Here is a 25,598-nt window from a genome sequence, read left to right as displayed (position 1 = left end):
TTATCCTCTCGGCTATTTCAAATACTTTTCAATAATGTACCTAGGTCTATCTTTTGTCTCTAAATATATTTTACCAATATACTCTCCAACTATACCAATTGCCAAAATCTGAAGACCGCCTATTGCCCATATTGAAACTATTGTAGATGTCCACCCTTGTATCGTAACTCCTCTAAAGTGCTGTATCACAGACCATATTGCCATTAAGATACTGGCTAGAAATATTAAAAATCCAACGGTTGTAATCATTCTGATTGGCTTAACACTAAAAGATGTAATTCCATCCATTGCAAAAGACAACATTTTCTTCAAAGGATATTTCGATTCTCCTGCAAATCGCTCATTACGTTCATACTCCACTATGGCGCTCTGATATCCAATCTGTGGAACGATTCCTCTTAAGAAAAGATTTACTTCTCTAAAATCTTTCAGATTATCTAAACTTCTCTTACTCATCAAACGATAATCCGCATGATTATATACCAGATCGACACCCATTAAAAGCATTAGCTTATAAAATCCCTGGGCAGTAAATTTCTTAAAGAACGTATCTTTCTTTCTGGCACTTCGAACACCATAAACGATATCATTGCCTTCATAGTATTTTTTTACAAACTCGTCCACTACATTAATATCATCTTGTAAATCCGCGTCCATAGAAATTACCATGTCAGCATATTCTTTGGCTGTCATCAATCCTGCTAATAATGCATTTTGATGTCCTCTGTTTCTGGCAAGATTTACACCTTGAATCAAAGAATTATTTTCATGAAGTTCTTCAATTATCTTCCATGTGCTATCCTTAGAGCCATCATTAACATACAAGATTTTACTTTCTTCTGAAATGAGTTGCTGGCTTATTAATGAATTCATTTTCTCTGTTAATCTCTTTGTTGTTTCATACAATACTTCCTGCTCGTTATAACAAGGTATAACTAAATATAATTTTTCACTATTTGACATATCTATATCCTCTAATTTAGTTTATAATACTTAACTTATATGATAAATTGTAACATATTTGATAAAAGAGTCAATGTATAACATAAAACTTATATAACGAAACCTTCACTTGAATTTTATTCTATGTACTACAATACTTGCTTTATCCATATATTTTTATTTTACGCCACAAATGTTCATAATAAATATCTACATTTATTATTTAATACAATAGAAAAATTGACTTCCCTTATATTCAAATACACTTTTCACTTTAAAATCATTCAATTCAAATTTTTCATATACATCTTTTGTTATAAAAATGGCATTCTTACTTTTTGCTTGATTAAGAATAAATTCTTCCGTCCAAGCATTCATGTCTGAAAAATCTATTACGTAACACTGTGTATTCCATTCTAAAACACTATATAGTTCAGGAATTCCCAATCCAAATGCATATGTATCTTTTGGTACTTCATCTTTAATAGAATTTGCAAATTCAACTAGCATATTATAGTTCTGATAACCATTATCTAACTTTGTATTTAATCTTACAGCTCCACCAATTATTGTTCCCGCTGCCAGAACAACCAAAACACTAAAAGCTACTCCGGCTACTGAGCCTTTTACAACTTCATAGCAATGCAATTCCTGAATTAATGATATATCCAATTTTCTAATAAACATGATACCCCGTTTTATTAATATAACCGATAACAATATTGCTGATGTGTGAGAAATATCCAGATTATAATATGCTGCCCTATTCATAAAATAAGTCATTTGCCCCATTCCAATTATAGTAATAACAACGCTTAGTCTAGCATCATACCTTTCTTCTTCACAATACTTGATACTACTAAACACATATTTTTGCAATATCCAGCCTATTATAATTGCATATAGTACCAATTCAATCATGTATGCACTTAGCGTTTTAGGCAATTCACTTGTTATAAAATCTGTTAATGTAAATATAGGATATAAAAATATCTGCAAACTATTAATTTCTCCACCACAAGAAATATTATATAGGTTAACTAAGCAATAAGCACAAAAAAAACTAATGATTACACTAATAACTTGTTTTATAATAGTTTTTAATATACAAGTAATTTTACCTTTATTTTCACAAATACTATCAAATATTAATAATCCTGCCCAAGCTATTGCGCAAACCAGACCAGTTTCAGTATTCCAAATAATTGCTATAGCTGATACGAAGTAGCCCAGTAATATCTTATTACTGGTCATCTTGTTCTTAATGAAAACACATGATATATAAATTAATATAGCTGGAAATATTACCCTATGAGGCTGAACTTGCCAGTAATTGCCCACTCTCATACCTACCGTCGGTAAGGCTAACGCTAAACATGCCAATATACGAACAGCATTTTTCTTAATAAGATTATGCACTATCAAACATGATAATAGCATAGCCATTATCCCAATAATAAAAATTATCAGAACAATATTTCTCATATTACACCCTATAATTCCTAACGGAACTCTATAAAATATTGCATAATGCCCATATATACTGGTAAAAAATTCGTTATAAGTTGCATTATTCATAATTTGATAAATTGAATTGCAATATGCATGACCATGGTATAAATCAGCATTAAAATAATTAGGTATATAGAGAGAATAACCACTTATTAAAGATATCACAAAATAGATTAAATATATAGTTTTTCCATTTTGTATTTCTTCTGTAGTACGTATAAACTGTAAAGATACTATAATTAATACAATTATCGTCGGAACCAAAATATAATTTGAAATCTTATGCCAAATATATGTTTTGCTATCTCCCCCAAACATGTTTACTTCATTAACATAGACACTTGAAAGAATGGCTATACTACCTAATATAATACTTAATAAAAAAATACTTTTAACTAATCTATTTTCACAAAACTTAACTGTAATAAACTTACTAAAAAAAATAATACCTATTATAAAAATTAAAACAAATAAAACACTTGTTATCAAATATAATAATAAATTTCCATTTCCTATTTTTCTTAATTGATTCATTGCATCAGTGCTTAATAAAACACCCATGAACAAAACTGTATCCAATAAGATTGCTATGACACCAATAATTACACTTCTCATGCATTGATTATTTTGAACATTTTCAACTCTTTTCTCTTTAATACAATTCATTATATCACCTGTTTCTAGCTTTCACTTTAAATATAATTGCCTATCATTCGTACCATTAATCAAAATTGATTCTTTCCTCTTCAATAACTAAAGGTCGTTTCATAATTCTAGTATTTATATTCATTACATATTCACCAAGCAATCCAATAAAAAACAGTTGTAAAGATCCCATCAAAAATACACCTAGTACAACTGGTGTCATACCGGCTACAAATCTATCCCAATTTACTAATTTTAATATTAAATAAATGATTGCAACGCACAAACTAATGGCGGAACATAAAAATCCTCCTATGGTGGCTATTCTCAGACCTATTTTAGTATAAGAAGTAAAGCTTAACATAGCAGCATCATATAACCGATACCAATTATTATGAGTCTTTCCCGCTCTCCTTTTTGCCTGAGTATATTGAACATCTTTTCTCTTATAACCTAATTCAGCTACAATTCCTCTTATAAAAGGTGTTGGATCTTCTAAATCCCGCATTACTTGAATAAAAGATTTGTCGTACAAGCCAAAACCTGTAAAATGTTCAATTTGCTCTACTTCTGACATTTTTTTTATCATCTTATAATAGCAAGTTCTTAAGAACCTCATTATTCTGTTTTCTTTACTAGCCGTCTTTATGGCACTAACTATTTTATATCCCTTTTCCCATTCATGTACCAAAACTGGAATCATTTCAATCGGATCTTGAAAATCAGCACATATACACAGTGTACAATCGCCTGTAGTTTGACACATGCCATAATATGGTGAATTAAACTGTCCAAAATTTTTAGCATTTAATATGGCTTTAATTTTGGGATTTTCTTTGCAAATTAGCTTTAATAATTCTCTTGTTTTATCTTTTGAATCATTATCAATAAATACTAATTCATAATCATATTGTGGCAAACTTCTTCCAATTTCTTCTACGATTGCCTTACTGATTGGCAATATATTTTCTTCTTCATTAAAACACGGTACTAAAACACTAATTTTTTTCATATTATCTCCCGTATACCTAGTCACTAACAATTGTTCATGTAATCTTTAACAGCTTCCCTGTAAAATTTACTAATATAACGTTCTATTCCTCATCTATTCGTTTAGTATCTTTAAATGCCCACAATTTATTAATCATAAAATTTAATGGAATTGTTATAATCAAATTAATGATTGGTCCAAATAATTTGGGAATATGCAAAACGTCCACCCATATAATCAATAATATATTGGCTAAAATTAATCCTGTTATTGCATAAGCCATAAAAGTTTTCACTAAAGTTTTTAGAATTGAACGTTTTTCCCCTGTGCTCTCTCTGAATACATACTTGTTATTCCAATAAAATGAATTTAATACACTGACAATAAAACCTAAAGTATTTCCAGCTAAATAGTGCATTCCCATCAACATACTGAGCAAATAGACAACATATGATATTAAGGTATTTGATAACCCAACAATACCAAATTTCACAAATTGCATTAAACTATCCCACTGATCTTCACTTATGTCTACACCAATCTTTTTTAAAGGAATAAAAATAACAAGCTTAGCTATCTTCTCAATTATTAACCATGTCTTATTCAACATACTATTTAACTGCGTCCTTAATCACCATTGCCATATAATCAATCATTTCATCTGTCATACCAGGATATACTCCAATCCAAAATGTATCATTCATAATTCTATCAGTATTTGTTAATTCACCTATTACTCTGTAACCTACTCCTGTCGCTCTCATTTCATCAAAGCAAGGATGCTTAATTAAATTGCCTGCAAACAGCATTCTTGTTTGCACCCCTTTTTCTTCAATATATTGAACTACAGAATTTCGATTTACGCCATCTTTACAAGTAATCAAGAAACCAAACCAGCTTGGTGTTGAATTTTCACATGCTTTTGGAAGTATTAATTTGTCTGATGTATCAACTAAGGCATCTTTTAATCGGTCAAAGTTATATCTTCTCTTTTCAACAAAAGACGGAAATTTAACTATCTGGGCGCATCCTACTGCTGCTTGCATATCAGTGGCTTTCAAATTATAGCCAAAATGGGAATATACATATTTATGGTCGTAACCTAAGGGTAATTCTCCATACTGCTTGTCAAATCTATGTTTACAAAGATTATCCACTCCTGATGGGCATATACAGTCACGTCCCCAATCTCTAAAAGAACGAATTGCTTTGTGTAACAATGCATTATTTGTATAGACAGCTCCGCCTTCTCCCATAGTCATATGGTGCGGAGGATAAAAGCTAGATGTTCCGATATCTCCTACGGTTCCAGTAAATTTCTCTTCTCCGTTAATCATATATTTAGATCCCAAAGCATCACAGTTATCTTCGATTAGCCAAAGATTATATTTATCACAGAATGCTTTAACTGCTCCCAAATCAAAGGGATTACCTAATGTATGCGCTACCATAACTGCTTTTGTTTTTTTGGAATATGCTTCCTCTAATTTTGTTACATCTATATTATATTGTGGAATTGTCACATCAACAAAAACAGGCGCTGCGCCATATTGTATTATAGGTGCAACAGTTGTTGGAAATCCTGCCGCTACCGTTATTACTTCGTCCCCTCTTTTAACTTGTCTTTCTCCAAGAAGTGGAGAAGTCAACGCCATAAATGCATTCAAATTTGCAGAAGAGCCTGAGTTAACTAAAGAACAATATTTAATTCCAAGGTATTCTGCGAATTTTTGTTCAAATTCATCCGTATATCTACCAGCCGTCAGCCAAAATTCAAGCGAACTATCTACTAAATTAACCATTTCTTCATGCCCATAAACTCTTCTGGCATAAGGTATTCTATCTCCATCTTGAAACTTCTTAGATTGATTATGAAATGTATCACAATACTTTTCCACCATTGCTAATATTTCTTCACGTGCCTCTTGCTCTTTCATATTTTCAAACATCTAAATACTCCTTATTCATTTAATAATTATATTATTGTAATTCAATAAATTCACGAATTTGCTTGTCCATAATACCTGATACATTTTCATTATTAAAATAGATTTTAGTCCACTCGACTGTTTTTTCTATAGCCTCTTCGACTGACCAGCGAGTTTTCCATTCAAATACACTTTTTATCTTTGAACAATCTAGCTTAAGGAAATTAGCTTCATGCGGTCCACCATCATACTGGTTAATCCATTTTAAATTATTTCCCCATTTTTTTACAAATATATCTACCAGAGTACCAGTTGTTACACAATCCTTATCATCTGGTCCTACATTGTAAAACCCTGCAAATGAAATATCCTTATATTGTTTTTCTACAATCATTAAATACGCCATGACTGGTTCTAATACATGTTGATATGGTCTTGTAGAGTAAGGATTTCGGACAACAATATCTTCTTCTTTTTCAACTGCTCTTATACAATCCGGTATAATTCTGTCATTCGCAAAATCACCTCCGCCTATCACATTACCTGCCCTCGCTGTTGAAATGGCAACTTTTCTATCTGCAAAAAAAGAATTGATATAACTATGTGTTACTAGTTCTGAACATGATTTACTATTAGAATATGGATCAAATCCATCTAAGGAATCATTTTCTCTATATCCCCAAATCCACTCATTATTCTTATAAACCTTATCAGTTGTTACATTTAAGAATGATTTTACACAGATATTTAATCTTATACATTCACAAATATTAACCGTACCCATAACATTTGTTTCATAGGTATAAACCGGGTTTTTGTACGAATCTCGTACAATTGGCTGAGCAGCTAAATGAATCACTATTTCCGGTTGTACTTTTTTGAATACTTCCTGTAATTTACCTAAATTGCGGATATCTCCGATTACAGAGTCCATTTTATTTTCTAACTCAGCAAGTTCATACAAACTGGGACTTGTAGGTGCTTCCAAAGAATATCCTGTTACAAGCGCCCCAGCATTTATTAATACTTTACACATCCAAGATCCCTTAAAACCAGTGTGTCCTGTTACCAACACCTTTTTTCCCTGAAAAAAATTCAAATCAGTCATTAGTCCTCCCACACTTTCCATGGTGCCACACCGTCTGCTAATAGCTGCTCTAATTTTTCCATATCACGTTTCGTATCCATGCACTGCCAAAAGCCCTTATGCATAAATGCATTCAGTTCACCATTTTTTGCTACTTCCTCTAATGGTTCTCTTTCAAATATTGTAGAATCGTTCTCTATATATTCAAATATCTCAGGATTCAGTACCATATACCCAGCATTAATAAGACTTCCATCACCTTCACTTTTTTCTCTAAACGTTTCAACAACTCCTTCTTTACCTACTTCCAAAACTCCAAAACGCTGTCCAATATTGACAGCAGTAAGCGTAGCAATTTTACCCTGTTTCTTGTGAAATTCTACTAACGATTTGATATCAACATCACAAACACCATCACCATAGGTAAGCATAAATGGTTCATTCCCAACATATTTCTTTATTCTTTTGATACGTCCACCTGTCATCGTATTAAGACCAGTATCAACAATTGTTACTTTCCAAGGTTCCGCAAAATTCTTATGAACAGTCATCTCATTTTTACTTGTAAAGTCAAATGTAATATCACTATTATGTAAATAATAATCTGCAAACCATTCCTTAATTACATGTTGCTTATATCCCGCACAAATTACAAAGTCATTATAGCCAAATGACGAATAATATTTCATAATGTGCCATAATATTGGCTTCCCAGCAATTTCAATCATCGGCTTTGGCTTTAAATGACTCTCTTCACTTATTCTTGTGCCAAATCCCCCTGCTAATAACACTACTTTCATTATATTTCTCCTTATCAATAATAGCATTTTGCATTTATAATGACTAAAGCTATCAATATTAAAGTTTGATTTTTTAATTTCCAATTAAATTCTTAATTTGTGTGCCAGTGCATATTTTACACTTTCTAATTAATTATTCTTTATGATAAACATATTATTTATAAAATTATTCTTTTACTATTAAACATATTTATAAATAAAATTTCACTAATTTCGTAACATTATTAAATTCGATTTGCTTATAATCAAAATCCAAAATAATTGTATTATCATTATATAATTTACTAATATCACTTAATGAATGTATAATATAAACCTCAAAAGATCCCAAATTGCCGTTTTTCGCTAAAGGTCTAAGTGAATTCATAATAATATCAGCATTTAAGGTCTCATTCTTATCGTATATTACCAATCGTGCATTCCATAATTTATTACCATATATATTAAAAGTTTTTTCATATAGTGATTCTGTAGTTAACATTGTTGACCAATAATATAACCTACTATAGTAACTTCTGTAATAATTCTCCAATGGTATCATGAGTACCCAAAACAAGAATAGTAGGCACAAAATATATTTTTTTAAAATTTTATTAATTGCTGACTCATATATTATTTTAATCATATATGCTACAAGTAGTAACATCGCTGTATAGGTAACATATATCCATCTCATCTCTACACGAATAGTGATACTAGATGATACAATACACAGCACTATAAATAGTAAAAATAGTGATACATTATATAAATTTCTTTTCCTCCTTTCTTTATCTTGTTTTATTAATACAATAGAAGATAAAACTGCTAATCCAAATAAAATTCCAGCTACCATTACACTTATTAATTTGTATCTGATTCTCATTTCATGCCATTGAATTCCACACAAATAACGCTCACCATTATTTATCCCCACAAGATACAAAATTTGTGAAGCAACATATTTAATAATTTGTGTAATATTAAAAGTTTCTATTGCATTTGTACCACCGGTTCCATCTAACATGTGTTCTTTAAATAAACATATACGTAAAACAAAAAACAAAACAAAGCTTATACTAGGTAATATTAATTTTAAAAAATTTTTATATGTAAATAAATTTTTAAATTTTAAATCTTCACCTACAATTAAAGCATATATAAAAATTGGATATAAGATAATAAATCTTTCATGTACATATGGTATAAAAAAATATATATAAAATGCTATAAAATAATACTTTGCATTTTTTTGATTTATATACTTATATATATAATATAGCATCAATATAGACATTAGCAATGCCATGGCTTCCATTATTCCTAATACTTGATTAATATTATAATAAGAAAATCTAGATAATAAAAACAAAATAGCTCCCATTAAACCAATTAGCTCATTATTAATAATTTGATCAATCATATAAAATAAAACTATTGCTATAATCCAAGCAAGTACTAAATTAACTACTCCAATAACTGCTATTTTTGTACCAACTATGGAGAAAACGCCGTAAATCATAATATTAAATACTGGCCTAAATTTATTAGATGATAAAGAAAATACAAATTCTGAAAATGAATCTTTCATATATTCATTCCATAAAAATAAATCATCATTACACAAAGACTTAATCAATATATCTGCGTTTATTACGTAATTAGTTAATGCTATAATAATAATATAAAGTAAAAGTCTATATTCTTTCTTATTATTCCAATCTTTTTCTTTTAACATATTGAATTACCTCAATGAAAATAATTTTCGACTTTTTATTTTTATAGAAAGCAAATTTGTTATACCCCATATCACCAATTATAGTATTTCAAAAACCACTCTATAAAAATATTAATTCCTTCTTCTAATGTAGTCCTTGGTCTAAAATTAAAATCTCTCTCTAATTCTGACACATCTGCATAGGTCTGGTAAACATCCCCTGGCTGCATAGGACAAAACTCTTTTATTGCTTCTTTTCCTAATTCTTTTTCCAATATTTCCACAAAAAGCATCAACTTCTCAGGTTTATTGTTTCCAATATTATAAACTTTATGACCAACCTGATTTCTATCTAAGACAGGAGAATTTGCTAATATTCTAACTATCCCTTCAACTATATCATCTATATATGTAAAGTCTCTATACATATTACCATTATTAAATATTTTAATTGGTTGGTTTCTTATAATTTTTTCGGAAAATGAAAAATATGCCATGTCTGGTCTTCCCATTGGACCGTATACCGTAAAAAATCTAAGTCCCGTAGCTTTTATATTATACAACTTACAATATGAATATGCCATCAATTCATTTGATTTTTTTGTTGCAGCATAAAGACTGACTGGCATGTCCACTTTATCTTCTGTTGAAAACGGTACTTTATCATTACAACCATAAACAGAGCTTGAAGACGCATAAATTAAATGATCTACCGGATAATATCTACAACACTCCAGTATATTAAAAAATCCAACAATATTGGACTGAATATATGCATCCGGATTCTCTATACTATATCTTACCCCTGCTTGAGCCGCCAGATTTACTACAATGTCTATATTAACGCTCTTAAATAATGCTTCCAAAGCCTCTTTATTGGCTAAATCACCCTTTATAAACTGAAACGTCTTATAAGCCTCTAAGATCTTAAGCCTGTCATTCTTTAATTTTACATCATAATATGCATTTAAATTATCAAACCCTATGACTGTTAATCCATCTAAAAGTAATCTTCTGGCCAAATGAAACCCTATAAACCCAGCTGCTCCAGTAATCAAAATTACTTTACTACAATTTAATTCCTTATAATCGCTTCTCATAATAACCTCCGCATTATAAACTCCTGCCAACTGAATAATATTCTACGCCTGCCGACTGCATCTCTTTCAAATCAAATAAATTTCGTCCATCATAAATCAGTGCTGTTCTCATCCATTCCTTAAATTCTTCCGGTCTGATATCCTTAAATTCCTGCCACTCCGTAAATATAAAACACACCTGTGCATTTTTTAATGCTTCTTGTACAGAGTTAGTATAGATAATACCTTCTGAGTATTTCTTCTTAAAATTGTCCATTCCTACCGGATCATAAGCGTAAATATCTGCTCCTTGTTCCAAAAGAAGAGGTACATTATCTAACGATGGAGCTTCTCGAAGGTCATCCGTTCCCGGTTTAAAAGTCAAGCCTAATACAGCCACTTTCAATCCACTAAAGGTAATTAATCTCTTGCAGGCCTTTTTAAACAAGCTAACTTTCTGTGCCTCATTTACATCTATTGCAGCCTTTATTGTTTTTAATTCATAATTATTCTGCTCTGCTAACCATTTTAATGCCTTTGTATCTTTGGGAAAGCAACTTCCACCATAGCCAATTCCTGCATTTAAAAATTTTTCTCCAATTCGGCTATCGAAAGACATTCCCTTTGCAACATCTTGAATATTGGCTCCGACCAATTCACACAAATTAGCAATATCATTCATATATGAAATTTTTAATGCTAAAAAATCATTGCTCGCATATTTTATCATCTCTGCACTTCTTCTACTTACTGAAACAATCGGCAAATTAAAGGGAGCGTATATTTCACGAAGTATTTTTTCAGCTTTTTTACTTTCTGTACCAATAATTATTCTGGCAGCATGAAGAGTATCCCTTACAGCGGTTCCCTGTGCCAAAAATTCCGGATTACTAGCTACCTCTATATTAACATCTTTTAAAAGCGCATCCTTTATGAACTGCTCAACTTTATCATTAGTCCCAACTGGAACCGTTGATTTAACAACAACAAGACAGTCTTTCTCAACTGTCTCTGCAATCTGTCTGGCCACATTTGCAACATATGTCATATTGGCTGAACCATCTGGCTGTTCAGGAGTCCCAACGCCAATAAATATAGCATCTGCATCTCTATATGCTTTTTTATAATCAGTCGAGTAATCCAAACGCCCAGCATTATAGTTTTTTACCATCAGCTCTTCTAAATCCTGTTCATATATTGGTGAAATACCATTCTTCAACATTTCTATTTTCTTATTGTCTACATCTATACATAATACCTGATGACCTACCTCTGCAAAACATACACCTGCCACCAATCCTACATATCCCGTGCCTGCTACTGCTAGTTTCATTTAATTCTTCTCCTTTATATTTTTTATTCCAATAGGTCAACATAACTTAAAGATAACTTGACTGAAAGTTCACGCTTATCACCATTATTCGGAGTAAACGTATTTGATGCCTCTATTTTTATTTCTTCATCTATAGGAACATAAATTTCAAGCTTATTTTCTACTTCATCTTTCACCTCTAACGTATATACTTCATCACCAACTGAACATGTTAATATAACATCAGACATATTTTTCAAACAATATGCTTCAATTAATACATATTGCCCTGTATTATTCCTTGGATAAATCACAGCACTTTTCCCAAACCACCCATCAGAATAGTAATCGCCTTCTAACGTATCAAATTGTGATTCTTCTATTGTATTAATTTGTGATTCACCTTTTGATAAATACCTTATTTTAACATATTCCGGTATTTCAAAATAATTACGTATCCAATATATTATAAACTCTTGATGATAAGGCATTTGTTGTGCATATAAATCATTCTTTAGCTTATAAATGTTTATCGAACCTATATTTTCTCCATTCTTTATTCTTCTACTTGCATTTATTAGCTGCTCATCATTATACTTATTGATATTATAATTATCATAATAACCTTTAAAAATAGTAATAAAATTAACACACGAAAATATTATTATAGTTATTATCACTACTTTAGTAAATAATCTGATTTTTTTACTATTAATAGCTATAACTAAATTTTCCACAATGAATAAGTGTAATATAAATTCAAACATAGTATGTGATCTTGTACAAATTGATGGAGTAATAAGCATTGCTCCTTGTGAGCAACATCCTGCTATAAATAATGCTAAAAGTATGTACTTTTTTTCACAAAAGTATTGAATTAATACATGCAATACAAATATAATTATCCAAATGAACCTAATTCCAAAATCAATATTTTCATTTACTGTAATAACAGCAGCAGCTAATAAATATACTGCAAATAATGCATAGATAACCGATATTGTTTTTTGCAATATTATATTTTTTAATCTTAATGCCATAAAAATTCCAATTATTATAAGAATTAATGTAAATGCTGTATTATACTTACCAATATTAATGTTAATTATTTGGGGAGTATTTTTAATAACTTTCTCTACCAAAGATAAACTATTAAATTCCTCATACATTGTATTATCTGCTCTCAAAAAATTACCGGGTGCCAATATTTCTAACAGTCCACCACATAATGCAGACATGAAATATATAGAATCAATTTTATTAAAATTCTTTATTTTGAAACCGAACTTACCAATATTCACGAATACATAGTTTGCTATTACATATACTATTGCCATTAATGCCATCTGTTCTTGAGAAAATGCCGCAGCAAAATACAATACTGATATAAGCAGCACCTCGTACCATTTTTTATTCTCACTTCTTTCATACAAGTATATTGCACCAAAAAAAGGGAGCAAAGACCATACATATGAAATACTAGCACTATACCAGTATATTCCATCGTTAAGAGTCAGTATATTAAACGTTCCATAAAGGATACATATCATAAAAGCTGTAAAAAGATCTGTGTCTTTTCGAGTAGTAGGTACTAGAATCAAAATCTTGTACATAAAAAAAGAAATCATACATATTACTATTGCTTGTAGTATCTGCATCAATCTTACTCCACCAATCTTAAAAATAAGTATTTCTGCAAAGTAATATAGTATTCTTCCGCCCCAATTATTATAATGCCACTTAAGAAATTCTACAATATCTTGTAACTGATAGTTCATTCCATTTTCGTTGCCTGTCCATCCATATGTTAAACTAGCATAACCATAATCGTCAAAATACATCCACACACAACGATGAATTGCAATAAGTGACAATAAAAATATGCCAAAGACAAAAATTATTTTTTGATTATTAGTACATTTTTTTAACTTAAACATTATTATTTCGTTCCTCTCTATACAAACAAACTCAATTTTGTAAAATACTTTTTATTACCCATGCCAGTCTTCTCTCATCTTCGCCAAGGCCTAATTGTGCCGGAACAACCGCTTTGTCAGTAATAATACAAACATTCAAATTATCCATTAATTTCAATTCATCAGTCTTTTCAATTGTAAACTCAAAAAACTCTTCGGAGTTAAATATTCTTTCGTTCACTAACTCACTGTTTATATAAACGGCCATTTTCAAATTCTCAATACCAGCAGCCTGATAAATTTGAAAAGGCATATATCCGCTTATTACTATCGTATCAGAATTAGTATCATTGGTTAAATCAATTGAAATATTATCCGATACCCATGCTTGTCCATCCTCAATTGTATAGGAACCCCTTAATACATCTTCACTGCTTACCTTACTTACATTCCAATCAGCTTTTGTATTAAAATTGTACATATCTCTACTCTGTGATATATCTACAGTAAATAATCCTACATTACCATCTAAATTTTGAGCCGGTTCTGCCTTATCACCACCACCATACCATACAAATAGTAAATCTTTTTCTTTGTTAAATAGGAAAGTAGTATCACATATTACTTGGCTATCCCACGTATTGTTTTGTGATTCTATTAATCCAGCATAATTATTTTTGTACCAATTAATACCATCAAGCGAATATGCCAGACCAATATTTCTTACTTCTTGTGCATTTCTTCCTGTATATAGCATATAGAAATATGGTGCTTCATAATACACACTTGGCTCACCCAAACCATTCTCATCAAAGCTTCCTCTTACACCAATATCCATGACTGGATTTGCAACACTTTTGATCCAATTTATCCCATCTACTGATACTGCTACTCCAAGCCTTTGAATACCCAAATCATTCATACCTAAATAGTACATATATAACTTTCCATTATGCTCAATTACATATGGATCTGCAGTTGCCTGACCATCCCATTCTCCAGCCACTCCACAAGTAAGAACTGTATTTTCCTGTTTTGTAAAACCAATTCCATCATCTGAAGTTGCCAATCCAATTTGAGAGAAACCTTCTTCATCCGTACCTTGATAATAGTAATATATTTTATTATTAAAATATACCGCAGATCCATTTGCTGCTATATAATTGGAATCCCATCCTTCCTCAGACAGTGTTAGAATTGGATTATTCTCATATTTCTCCCATGAAATTCCATCTTCAGAAGTTGCAAGACCTGTGCTCCACTTCTCACCATTATATCCAGAGTAGTAATTATAATATGTTCCATTAATCTCTATAACTGAAGGATTTAATAGGTCCACGCTATCCCATTCTCCGTCACTACCACGTTCCAAAACAGGACTTTCATATTTTTGAACTATTTCAAAAGGAGCTGACTTCACTAACTTATTCACTGATTCCAGTTTGAAATCTGAAGAAATTGCATTATTATCTCCTGGCTTAGAGTTTTGATCTAGTTTGATTCCTTGTCCTATAACATAGGATAGTATTAAGCTTCCGCAAAATGCCAAAGAAATTACTAATTTTATATTTCGTTTCTTCATTATATTTACTCCTTTTGATAATGTAAAGTATCGCAAATTCCATCATTTTTTTTATTCTTTACTACACAAAAAAGTTTTAACATGATAGCTCTATTAGTTTTTATTCCATTTTAGAGTATATTGCAAATTATGGTAAATGTAAAGTTAAAGCTATTATCCTAATATAACAACTATCATATATTGAGTTTCGACTATTCCTGCTTGATACTATTTATAATATATGATAAGTTGCGTTCATCCTCGGAGATACCCCATTTTTTAGGTATGAAATCATAATCTGTAGACAATTCAATATGCATGGAATCACCCTGTCTCTCTAAGGTATCAATCGGAATTTCTATCTGAAAAACTTCTGATGAATTAAATATCTTTTTATATACCTCTTCTCCATTAATTTTCACATTCAGTGTTACAGCATTTATATTCTTCTGCATATATATATCTAATGGCATATATCCGTTAAGAATGAGCTTTGATGCATCATCATTATAATATAAATCAACAGAAGCTTCCGATTGCATCCATACATTCTTGCTTCCAGCATCTCCTTCTATTCCATATGAGCCTGACAATACCTCTTCACTGCTTACTAATGATGTTGTCCAATCTGCTTCTGTATCAAAATTAAACATATCTCGATTTTGAGATACATTTATATCCGCTTTGACAACATCCAAGCTACCTTTGATATATTCCAGCTTAATAATTCCCGCCTCAACATCATATTCAGCGCTAATATCTTCTACATATTCCTCCTTGAATGTTCCTCTAACATTCTTTTTGGTCCAGATAATTCCGTCGTTTGACACAGCTATTCCAATTTGTCGCTTTAATTCTGAATTCTCTCCAATATAAATCATATAATAATAGGGCGCTACATATACCACATCTGATTTAATAATAGCTGTATCATCAAAAGCTCCTGTCTTTCCAAGTTTTAAAATAGGATCTTTATATATTTTCCACTCATTATCATCTTTCGATGCAGCCAGTGCTACCTGATTACTATCTATATCTTGATAATATACATAATTAATTCCGTTATACATAAAATAATCTGGATTATAGCCTTGTAATTCTTCTGGCATTGTTTCTTCTTCTGATATAAACTGATTACTATCATAAATAGATGTCAACCACAGTGGTACATTTTGTACAGTTTCATTTGATATTTTCTTAAAGTATATGCTATTCTTGGAAATTCTAGATTCCCACCAGTTAACTCCTATATATATAAATTTACCGACATGAAGTACTATTAATAGAATTAGTCCAAGTGTAATGGTATATTTTTCTAGTTTATTACATCCAAGATAATAAACTTCATTATAATTATTAATATTTAAACATTCATCTGCATCTTCCTCATTTTCCATATTCATTAGAAATCCAACTATTAGATAGTATACTAGCCATAACATTTTCCAGAATGGTCTCTCATCCATAGTATCTAACAATGCACACATAATAAATGCTATTACTATGTTTAATGGTAACATAGCATTTTTTTTCTTATAAGAATTATTAATAAAATACTTAATGGCATACCAAAAAGAAAAAAATAACATAATTATATAAGGTATACCAGTAAAGATACCATATTTGTACATCATTCCAATAATAGCGTTGTGAGAAGGTGATGCACTTGATATAGACTCCATATATAAAAAATCTTTGTGTCCAACTAAATTCATATTTCTAATATATGTCATCCAAAAATCAAATCTATTGTTGCTAAATTGCCCTAATGAAGAAGAATTTTTTAATGTTTTTACTATTCTATTACTATCTTCGGCTGCATATACTGGAATCGATACGTTGTCGATTTGTTTGACAACTATCTTTTGATTACTATTTTTTAATGATATATTATTGATTGACCAAATACTAACTTCCCATGTTATTGGTATAATTACCAACATGAAAATAATTATAATTATATTTTTAAGCTTTTCAGAATATTTCTTCCTCATAATATAAATTTTAGCTATTTCTAAAAATATAATTAATAACATTGCCAATAAAGTTGTCCTAGTTTGAGTTAACCATAAAAAACAAGAAGCAAATCCCAATAAAACATTGTTAAACACTAAACCTGATTTTATTTGTTTTAACTCAACATAATAATCTAAATCAGATATCAATACCGCAAAAACAACTATAACATATCCTGCAAACTGATTAGAATTACTATACAGACCTGCATAGCGCAAAATTCCTTGGGACTCATTATAAAAAAACAAACATTTAATTATGCAAGGTATAAAAGTAATTAAAATTGCCGTTCTTAAATAATTCAGAACTTTTTCACGTTTCTCAATTTTCCCTGTAATATAAAAATAAATGCCTAAAACGCCTAAATTAAAATATCCAATCATGCCTTTTGTTTGATCAGTAAATATTTCAGAAATAATCATAAGCACACTTAAAATAATCCAAGACATCGCTAAAGGGTTATTCCATTTTACCCTTATATTGTTTTCTTTAGATAATAATTTTGTAATCAAAAATATGCCTATAGTTATGTATATAATTAATTCAATATATTGTACATCATAAGAAATCGAATACATTTTATAAAATACTAATAATAAAGTCGTAACAATAGTACATGTTACAATATAGTAATATTTACTTATATACTTGATTTCTTTAAATAAAATTCTCTTTAGCATGTCATAAATATATATTAATACATCACTTAAAACATAGTATTTAAATACTATGTTTTTATAACGAAAAAATTTACTCAACCCTATACTCAAGCTTATATAAACTATAAAACAAACACATACATATTTTGCAAATAAAACCCAATTACTAAATGCCAACTCAGAACGAAATTGCATTTTTTGTATCTTAAAACTTATATTAGACATATTTTTAAAATTAACTTTAATATATGAAAATCCATCTTGCGAAATTTTTAAAAGTTCAGTACTTCCAGAAAGTTCAATTTCTTTTTCTTCTAATATATGTCCCATATCGTCATAAAAATATAATTTTGCTTTTTCGTTTATATTATCAGACAAGAAATTAATTAACAAATAATTATAATTATCGGCATTAGTAACATAGAAATTAATTGTTACATCATTATTCAATATATCATATTCATTATTTTCCTTTTTAACATCATCGTTCAAACTAGGGACAGCGTCTAAAACATATTTTTTCTCTACATTATTTTCAGTTACTCCCCATAGGTTTACCATATATGCCGCAAAATAGATTGATATAAATATTCCAATCAGCATAAACACTACTTTGTGTATATTTAATTTAATTCTATGGTAACATCTCATTATTAAAACCTCTAGTTCTATATTTAGCTAATTCTTACATTACATATAATAGAATATAATATTTTTGTCATAAACGAGCCTTTAAGATATTCTATTTGAAAACTCAAAGATTAATTTCTCTATCAGATGTATATAACATTTAAATAATTACTCCTCCCAAAAGATTTACTTCAAGCTCTCTAATTTTATTTAATTCTCTTTCTATCTCTGAATATTTTGAACATCCCAATTTTTCCACTATAATTACATTTTTCATTTGAATCATTTCTTTTAATGAGCTTATATTTTCTAAGATATCAGTACCTAATTTTACTTTAAAACCATATTTTTGTAATTGAGCAACTATATCCTGAACTATTTTATCATTAATATACTCTATATTGCTACTTGTTAAATATATATTTTCCTCATTATATTTATCCCATATTAATTGTATATTACCCGCTAATAATTCTATCTGAAGTTTAACATCAGCTTTTTGTCTTTGTCCATCTTTTAATTTTAAAATCATTTTATCTATATGGCAAAATAATCGTTTCCTGATTTCCTCGTCTTTTTTAATATAGCCCAACAATTTTACGTTAAAAACTTTCAAAATATTTTCAGGCATTGTAAGTTTAGTACTAAAAAGAGTTCTTAATGCCACTAATATACACGCTATAGTAATTCCAAGTACGCCTCCTATTAAAGCGTATTTTTTACTTAAAACTGGTTTGCTAATTTCTAAAGTATTTTCATCAATATACTCTTCTTCTAAAGCTTTCAGTTGTTTTTCATTCAAATTACTTTTTAAAACATTAATTTTTTCATTTAAATTATAAATTGATTCCATCTGATCCTTTTGCATAGTGGCTAAATCAAAATCTGTTTCTTCACAAATGTGTTCTGATAAAAATTTCAAATTGTGACTTCCTATAGACTGGTTAATTTCTATATTTGTTTCCTCAATCTCTGCCTTAATTTTTTCTATCATATCATTAAGATTTAAGATGTCATCATATACAATTTCTACAGTAAATATAGCATCTTCATCTGTATAAATTTTTATAAGTTCTTTCGCAAATACTAAATCCAATTTTTCATTACTACACTCCGATACAATTTTTGCTAAATTTTCACTTTTAAGTTTTTTTACATAAGCGTTCACAAAATTGTTAGTATTGTTCAATGGGGTTTCATAACTAGATTCTGAAGTGTAATCAGAGTCTATATAGTAGTTAATAATTGCTACCTTAGTACAATATGGATCTATATTCATTAGTTTTGAATCCGTGATATAATTAATATTATTTTTTAGAAATTCTTCCGATTTTTTTATAGTAACTATCTCATTTAATTCTTCACTTGTTAAAGTATCCTCTTCATTTTCATCTTGATTTTTAATCATATTCTCATAATTATTTGTATCTTTTATATAAGTTAATCCACTTAATATTAATGCAAATGTTAATGAAAATATAATAACCATTCTCCAATTTTGTATTATCTCCCAAAATAGTTCTTCAATGCTAATATCTTTATTATTTGTATAGTTCATTATTTCTAACTCTCCTTTTCTACAAAATTCTATTGATTATTACTTCCAACTCCATTTTTATCTTTGTATGTCTTTAATTTTATCGCAAATAAATTCAACTTTATCCATAGATAAATCCGTATATAATGGTAGTGCTAATACTCTTTTTGAAATATACAATGCAATAGGAGTATCCTCAACATTATATTTTCCACGAAAGCAATCAAAAGTATTTGTTAATGGGTAAAAATACTTACGTGTATATACACTATGCTCCTTTAATTTATCATAAACATAATTTCTTGTTGTTCCAAATTCTTTTTCGTCTATTACAATCGAAAAATATGCATAATTAGAATCAACATCTCCTTGAATACACGGTAGCTTTATTCCCTTTACATCAGCTAATTTCTTTCTATATTGTCCCACTATTGCCTTTCTGATTTTAATATCTTCCTCAACGTGTCTTAAGTTGCAGATTCCCATTGCAGCTTGAAACTCATTCATTTTTGCATTAGAACCCACTCCATCTACAATCTCTTCATCTCTAATACCAAAATTTTTTAGTTGAGATAAAAGCTTTTCAAATTCTTTATCCCCATAGCAGATAGCACCACCTTCTATCGTATTAAAAACCTTTGTTGCATGAAAACTAAACATGGACGCATCTCCATATGTTCCAATTCCTTTCCCTTTATATTTAATACCAAATGCATGTGCTGCATCGTAGATGACTTTTAGACAATATTTTTTTGCAATAGCTTCAATTTTCTCTATTTCACATACGTTTCCATATACGTGAACTGGAATAATTGCGGCTGTTCTATCTGTAATCAATGCCTCAATTTTTTCTTCATCAATCGTATACGTATCTGGTCTTATATCACAAAAAACTGGTGTTAAATTATTACGTACTATTGCATGCGTAGTAGAAGCAAAAGTAAAAGGTGTAGTAATTACTTCTCCCGATAAGTTCATCGCCTGTATTGCCAACTCTAATGCCATATGTCCATTTACAAATAATGATAATCGTTCAACTTGTAAATACTCTTTTAATTGCTCTTGAAGTCGTTGGTGAAAAACTCCCATATTGGTCAACCAATGAGAATCCCATATTGGTTTAATCTCTTCAATATATTCCTCATAACTAGGCATTGACGATTTTGTAACCTGTATTTTTTCCATTCCTCTTATTCCTTTCTATTCTTTATAAATTCGATCTCTGTTTTTAATAAATCTTGTTTTCTATTTTTTAAAAACCTTACTGGAATACCTACGTATATTTTCCACATATCAGTCGTTTCATTAACAAGACTCATTGCTCCTATTGCGCAACCTTCTGATATAGTCACCCCAGGAAGTATACTTGTTCCAGTTCCAATAATTGTATTTTTTTCTATTATAACTTTCTTTTTCTCCAGTTTCTTATATTGTTCAGGAATTAATGGACTAGTCATAGATTCGCCTGAATAGTCATCACTAATTGCATATATTGTAACTCTTGAAGATATATTAGCAAAATCTTTAATTTCTATTCCTGCATCTTCATCTCCCCCGAATAATCCTGTATATGCAGCAATATGAATATAATTTCCTATAATTATTTTTCCACTTAATATACAAAAGTCATCAATGCGAACATTATTTCCTAGTTCAATATTATAGCATTCATATAGACTAGCCTTTCTACTAATTTTAACATTTTTTCCAAAATTCTTTAATCCCAGACTATTTAACTCTTCAATAGTATAAAAGCTCTCCATACATTATCTCCTTTTCTTGATATATTTTAAAATCAATTTAATATTTTTCTTATCTATATATAAACTTAATAAATACAAAACAAAATAAAATACAAAACTCTTTGTTCCTCCATATAACCAGAAACTTAGCACAAAAAATGCTGATAAAAAGATTTCTGTAAACAATAACTTATAAAATTTTTGGTTTAACATATTGCCTAAATATATTTCAGAAATTATACTTCTAATAGCTATTGATAATGCCATGCCAAAAACTACCATTGTAAAATCTCTAAATATATATGCACTCACAAAGCTTAAAATTGCGCTGAATATAAGCGAAACGACATTGATAGCTAATAACACTTTCTCTTTTCTAAAGACCTTCATATATGTAGAAAATAACATTTGCATTTTACCATCAAAAATGCAAATTATAAGAGTTAATATTAAATATTTAAAACTTTTTTGATATTCCGGTAACCAAATTTGTAATATATTAACAATCGGAAAATATAATAATAAAATTCCAGTCAATAAATGCGATAAAATAATTCTTGCAATTTGATATATCTCTGCTTTCACATTATCATTTGTTATTCTAAGCATCGGAAACATTACCATACTAATCTGATTAATAAATTGCAAAAAAAAGTTGGTTATAGAAAGTGAAAAAGAAATAATAGCAAAAGTTTCAACTCCCCAATGCCAATCTATAATTTGTCTTCCTATTCCCAAAATAAGAACACTGACAACTCCAGATAATAGTAAAATTGCACCAACCTTTATGTTTTCCACTCTGTCAATAAGAATTTCTCTGCTATAATAAATTCCACAGGAAACAATCTCTTTGCAACAATAAATACTATATATAAGGGCTATAATCCTTGACAATATATACCCTATAATTATACTATTATAATTTATATTATTGAGTATAATAACAACTAATATGAACACTATAAAAAATATCTTTTCCAGCATAACACTTAATGAAAACTGGTACGTTCTATTTACCGCTTGTAAAACTGATGATAAAAAACCAGTTGCATTATTAATAATCCAAAAAATGCAAACTGCTAAAAATACAAATTTCCTTTCAAAATTCTCAATACAATTAAATAATACAAATGCTGAAATTGCTGCAAAAACTATTTGTTCAAACATAGATATCCAATATTGTGTACTGATCTTTTTATAATTCAATTTTCTATAATCTTGTCCACCCATTCTTAAGTAAATACCATCATTAACTCCAAGCAATGCATATCCTACATATCCTGCATAAAACAAAAATAACTGCCAAAATCCATATTGCTCCACACCAATAATTTTAGGTATTATAAGTGCCATCATTAAGCTAAGTAACAATGAAATACTTTGAGCACTAAATGCAAATATTATATTTCTTTTAAATCCTGTGTTTTTTCTATCCATTTTTAACTAATCGCCTTTTCTAGTACATACTTTATAAATATTTAAAACAGTCTTATATACTTTAGGAATATAAGCCGCTATGTACACTCTTACTTTTGATTTAAAATTAAGATTATCTATTATCAATTTATATTTACTACTACGTAATTCTTTAAATGTTCTATTTGTCATAATAATATTAAAATTTTCTAATGTTATAGCTTGCTCTATAGAATTTCTATAAATTCCTTTTGTATATTTATCAAATTCTTGATACATTTTTTTCTTATCATTATGGTGATCTAGTCTCTTTTTTTTCTGATGCTTTATAATATTATTCCAACTGCCTGGGTGATTCTTTCGATATACACACATTAATTCATTTATATAAAATCCTTTTCCTTGTGACAAACATAATAATTTAATTGGTTCATCTTCTACAGGTGCCTCTAAATAAAATTTAGGTATGTTTCTAAAACTATCACGCTTTAGAAATAACGACGCTGTTGGGTACATCTTTCCTCTCTCTAAAACTTCGCGCAATTCTATAACATGATCACACTCTCCCGCTCTTAACTCTTTCATTTTTTTCTTTCCATATATATTCATGTATGTTGCATGACATAAATATGTAATTTCCGAATTTTTTTCTATGAAATCATATTGCTTTTTCAATTTGTTTTCATCGCACCAATAATCATCACCTTCACATAATGCAATATATTTTCCTTTTGCAACTGCTATATCTGTATAAAACATTTTTTTCCCATACTTATATTGATTTTCCTCTTCTAATAACAATCTTATCTTATCAGGATATTTCCCTTGATACTCTCTAAGTATCTCTACAGTTCCGTCACTTGAAGCATCATCGTGTATTATAATTTCATATGGTTTGTCAAACTTCTGACACAAAATCCCCTCTAATGTATCTCTAATATATTTTTCATGATTGTAGGTTATGCAACAAATGCTAATTATTATATCCATGTTGTTATCTCCTTATTAAACTCATTGAATATTTTTGTTTCATCCTGACTACCATCCCAAAAATGGCGATTTATCTTTTCACACTGCTAAATTCTATTGATTCCTGATCAAATAAAAACTTTTGTCTACTTAAATTTTCATAATCTTTATTTAAGTACGCTCAAAGTCTTATAATCTATGTAATTCAAAAATAATTCCGAAAAATTAACTCTTTATTGGAAAAAACATTTTTAATATCATAACTAAGTTATTTCCAAAATATATTATTTTCTAATGCCATCCTATGGATATTAATCCATTCTATATTTTTTAATGGATAAAACGCACATGCTGTTACAATTAAATACAATATCCATATCGCTATTTGTCCATATTTTTCATTTTTTTGAGCGTATTTCCACATAACAGAAAAAGCTATTGAATCTAGAGTTAATACATTTCTAGAAATTCTCTGAAAAACCACATCAATAGGATAAAAACAAAATATTATAATCATGCATATATTTATCAATATAGTTAATTCAATAACTTTACTTTCATACTTATTTAAATTATATTTTTTTATAAAATTACTTTTAAAAGTTAACGAATAGTTACTAGTATAAAGGAAAACTAAAATACACCCAACTAATTGCCATACAATAAGTACAATTATAGTACTCATCTTTGTAAAATTACTTAAATATAAGTTTACTACTGCATCTGTGGTGACTAGTCGACCAATAATATCAATCAAAATTGGAAGTAACAAAGAAAAAACTGGTAAGCTAAACAAATATATTATTATAAATTTTTTATTTTTACGCATAAAACGAACTAAAATTAGCAAAAAATATATTATATAGCCACTATGTAACGTACTTGCTAAACATATACATAAAACATATTTAATAATGCTTTTAATGTCATCCTCAATAAGATAATGTAATCCAAAAATTAATACTGTAAAGGCTGCAAAGTTTTTTAATTGTACAATATAATCTATTAAGGAATATATAAATATAAAACTATAAACAATTTGTGGACGATTAGTCAGTTTTACAAGGGACTATCCCAAAGTTTGTGTAAACCTTCAAACTGATGTAAGATAAACTTACACAGTTTGGAGGTTTTTTTATGGCTAGAAAAAATGACAGCCC

The 25,598-nt window shown here is 29.1% G+C and carries 19 protein-coding genes; all 19 read right to left on the bottom strand.

Annotated elements, in window-relative coordinates:
* Positions 1-12: 12 nt before the first annotated feature.
* Positions 13-963, bottom strand: coding sequence for a glycosyltransferase family 2 protein (locus C8E03_RS16100; RefSeq protein WP_094375785.1), 951 nt, complete (start codon positions 961-963; stop codon positions 13-15).
* Between the two features lie 198 nt (positions 964-1,161).
* Complete coding sequence (locus C8E03_RS16095; protein ID WP_094375784.1) at positions 1,162-3,120, bottom strand: hypothetical protein; 1,959 nt, start codon at positions 3,118-3,120, stop codon at positions 1,162-1,164.
* A gap of 55 nt (positions 3,121-3,175) precedes the next feature.
* Positions 3,176-4,111, bottom strand: a complete 936-nt coding sequence (locus tag C8E03_RS16090; protein ID WP_094375783.1) for a glycosyltransferase family 2 protein — start codon at positions 4,109-4,111, stop codon at positions 3,176-3,178.
* Between the two features lie 82 nt (positions 4,112-4,193).
* Positions 4,194-4,700: a GtrA family protein gene (locus tag C8E03_RS16085; protein ID WP_094375782.1), complete on the bottom strand. Its 507-nt coding sequence runs from the start codon at positions 4,698-4,700 to the stop codon at positions 4,194-4,196.
* 1 nt (position 4,701) lies between these two features.
* Positions 4,702-6,039, bottom strand: coding sequence for a lipopolysaccharide biosynthesis protein RfbH (rfbH, locus tag C8E03_RS16080; protein ID WP_110291568.1), 1,338 nt, complete (start codon positions 6,037-6,039; stop codon positions 4,702-4,704).
* 31 nt (positions 6,040-6,070) lie between these two features.
* Entirely contained in the window at positions 6,071-7,126 is a 1,056-nt protein-coding gene (gene rfbG / locus C8E03_RS16075) for a CDP-glucose 4,6-dehydratase (protein ID WP_094375780.1), read from the bottom strand.
* Entirely contained in the window at positions 7,126-7,905 is a 780-nt protein-coding gene (rfbF, locus tag C8E03_RS16070) for a glucose-1-phosphate cytidylyltransferase (RefSeq protein WP_094375779.1), read from the bottom strand. Before rfbF ends, rfbG begins: the two co-directional genes overlap by 1 nt.
* 190 nt (positions 7,906-8,095) lie before the next feature.
* Positions 8,096-9,622 carry a glycosyltransferase family 39 protein gene (locus tag C8E03_RS16065; RefSeq protein ID WP_110291567.1) on the bottom strand — a complete coding sequence of 509 codons (1,527 nt, stop codon included), beginning with the start codon at positions 9,620-9,622 and terminating at the stop codon, positions 8,096-8,098.
* Between the two features lie 71 nt (positions 9,623-9,693).
* Positions 9,694-10,701, bottom strand: coding sequence for an SDR family NAD(P)-dependent oxidoreductase (locus C8E03_RS16060; protein ID WP_110291566.1), 1,008 nt, complete (start codon positions 10,699-10,701; stop codon positions 9,694-9,696).
* Positions 10,702-10,714: 13 nt separating this feature from the next.
* Positions 10,715-12,013, bottom strand: a complete 1,299-nt coding sequence (locus C8E03_RS16055) for a UDP-glucose dehydrogenase family protein (protein ID WP_110291565.1) — start codon at positions 12,011-12,013, stop codon at positions 10,715-10,717.
* A 23-nt stretch (positions 12,014-12,036) separates the two neighbouring features.
* Positions 12,037-13,929, bottom strand: a complete 1,893-nt coding sequence (locus C8E03_RS16050; protein WP_094375855.1) for a DUF6056 family protein — start codon at positions 13,927-13,929, stop codon at positions 12,037-12,039.
* A 31-nt stretch (positions 13,930-13,960) separates the two neighbouring features.
* Positions 13,961-15,490 carry a glycoside hydrolase family 130 protein gene (locus C8E03_RS16045; RefSeq protein WP_094375854.1) on the bottom strand — a complete coding sequence of 510 codons (1,530 nt, stop codon included), beginning with the start codon at positions 15,488-15,490 and terminating at the stop codon, positions 13,961-13,963.
* Between the two features lie 191 nt (positions 15,491-15,681).
* Positions 15,682-18,795, bottom strand: a complete 3,114-nt coding sequence (locus C8E03_RS16040; protein WP_110291564.1) for a glycoside hydrolase family protein — start codon at positions 18,793-18,795, stop codon at positions 15,682-15,684.
* 139 nt (positions 18,796-18,934) lie between these two features.
* Positions 18,935-20,332 carry a hypothetical protein gene (locus C8E03_RS16035; RefSeq protein ID WP_110291563.1) on the bottom strand — a complete coding sequence of 466 codons (1,398 nt, stop codon included), beginning with the start codon at positions 20,330-20,332 and terminating at the stop codon, positions 18,935-18,937.
* A gap of 57 nt (positions 20,333-20,389) precedes the next feature.
* Entirely contained in the window at positions 20,390-21,496 is a 1,107-nt protein-coding gene (locus tag C8E03_RS16030) for a DegT/DnrJ/EryC1/StrS family aminotransferase (protein WP_110291562.1), read from the bottom strand.
* Between the two features lie 5 nt (positions 21,497-21,501).
* The gene (locus C8E03_RS16025; RefSeq protein WP_110291561.1) at positions 21,502-22,074 is read right to left on the bottom strand and encodes an acyltransferase; all 573 of its coding nucleotides are present in this window, start codon (positions 22,072-22,074) and stop codon (positions 21,502-21,504) included.
* A gap of 3 nt (positions 22,075-22,077) precedes the next feature.
* On the bottom strand, positions 22,078-23,283 hold the full coding sequence (locus C8E03_RS16020; RefSeq protein ID WP_146212338.1) for a polysaccharide biosynthesis protein: 1,206 nt from the start codon (positions 23,281-23,283) through the stop codon (positions 22,078-22,080).
* A 213-nt stretch (positions 23,284-23,496) separates the two neighbouring features.
* Positions 23,497-24,459: a glycosyltransferase family 2 protein gene (locus tag C8E03_RS16015; protein WP_110291559.1), complete on the bottom strand. Its 963-nt coding sequence runs from the start codon at positions 24,457-24,459 to the stop codon at positions 23,497-23,499.
* Between the two features lie 247 nt (positions 24,460-24,706).
* Entirely contained in the window at positions 24,707-25,495 is a 789-nt protein-coding gene (locus tag C8E03_RS16010; RefSeq protein WP_110291558.1) for an EpsG family protein, read from the bottom strand.
* Positions 25,496-25,598 lie beyond the last annotated feature (103 nt).

This window comes from Lachnotalea glycerini, from assembly GCF_003201285.1.
Lineage (GTDB): Bacteria > Bacillota > Clostridia > Lachnospirales > Lachnospiraceae > Lachnotalea > Lachnotalea glycerini.
Note: the sequence above shows the minus strand (reverse complement) of the source record. Positions and strands in the feature narration are given on the sequence as shown.

Coding starts and splice junctions, on each gene's coding strand:
- C8E03_RS16045 (WP_094375854.1), bottom strand. CDS start 15,490: ATGAAGAAACGAAATATAAAATTAGTAATTTCTTTGGCATTTTGCGGA.
- C8E03_RS16030 (WP_110291562.1), bottom strand. CDS start 21,496: ATGGAAAAAATACAGGTTACAAAATCGTCAATGCCTAGTTATGAGGAA.
- C8E03_RS16095 (WP_094375784.1), bottom strand. CDS start 3,120: ATGAATTGTATTAAAGAGAAAAGAGTTGAAAATGTTCAAAATAATCAA.
- C8E03_RS16055 (WP_110291565.1), bottom strand. CDS start 12,013: ATGAAACTAGCAGTAGCAGGCACGGGATATGTAGGATTGGTGGCAGGT.
- C8E03_RS16020 (WP_146212338.1), bottom strand. CDS start 23,283: ATGGGTGGACAAGATTATAGAAAATTGAATTATAAAAAGATCAGTACA.
- C8E03_RS16060 (WP_110291566.1), bottom strand. CDS start 10,701: ATGAGAAGCGATTATAAGGAATTAAATTGTAGTAAAGTAATTTTGATT.
- C8E03_RS16090 (WP_094375783.1), bottom strand. CDS start 4,111: ATGAAAAAAATTAGTGTTTTAGTACCGTGTTTTAATGAAGAAGAAAAT.
- rfbF (WP_094375779.1), bottom strand. CDS start 7,905: ATGAAAGTAGTGTTATTAGCAGGGGGATTTGGCACAAGAATAAGTGAA.
- rfbH (WP_110291568.1), bottom strand. CDS start 6,039: ATGTTTGAAAATATGAAAGAGCAAGAGGCACGTGAAGAAATATTAGCA.
- C8E03_RS16085 (WP_094375782.1), bottom strand. CDS start 4,700: ATGTTGAATAAGACATGGTTAATAATTGAGAAGATAGCTAAGCTTGTT.
- C8E03_RS16025 (WP_110291561.1), bottom strand. CDS start 22,074: ATGGAGAGCTTTTATACTATTGAAGAGTTAAATAGTCTGGGATTAAAG.
- C8E03_RS16100 (WP_094375785.1), bottom strand. CDS start 963: ATGTCAAATAGTGAAAAATTATATTTAGTTATACCTTGTTATAACGAG.
- C8E03_RS16040 (WP_110291564.1), bottom strand. CDS start 18,795: ATGAGATGTTACCATAGAATTAAATTAAATATACACAAAGTAGTGTTT.
- C8E03_RS16065 (WP_110291567.1), bottom strand. CDS start 9,622: ATGTTAAAAGAAAAAGATTGGAATAATAAGAAAGAATATAGACTTTTA.
- C8E03_RS16050 (WP_094375855.1), bottom strand. CDS start 13,929: ATGTTTAAGTTAAAAAAATGTACTAATAATCAAAAAATAATTTTTGTC.
- rfbG (WP_094375780.1), bottom strand. CDS start 7,126: ATGACTGATTTGAATTTTTTTCAGGGAAAAAAGGTGTTGGTAACAGGA.
- C8E03_RS16015 (WP_110291559.1), bottom strand. CDS start 24,459: ATGGATATAATAATTAGCATTTGTTGCATAACCTACAATCATGAAAAA.
- C8E03_RS16035 (WP_110291563.1), bottom strand. CDS start 20,332: ATGAACTATACAAATAATAAAGATATTAGCATTGAAGAACTATTTTGG.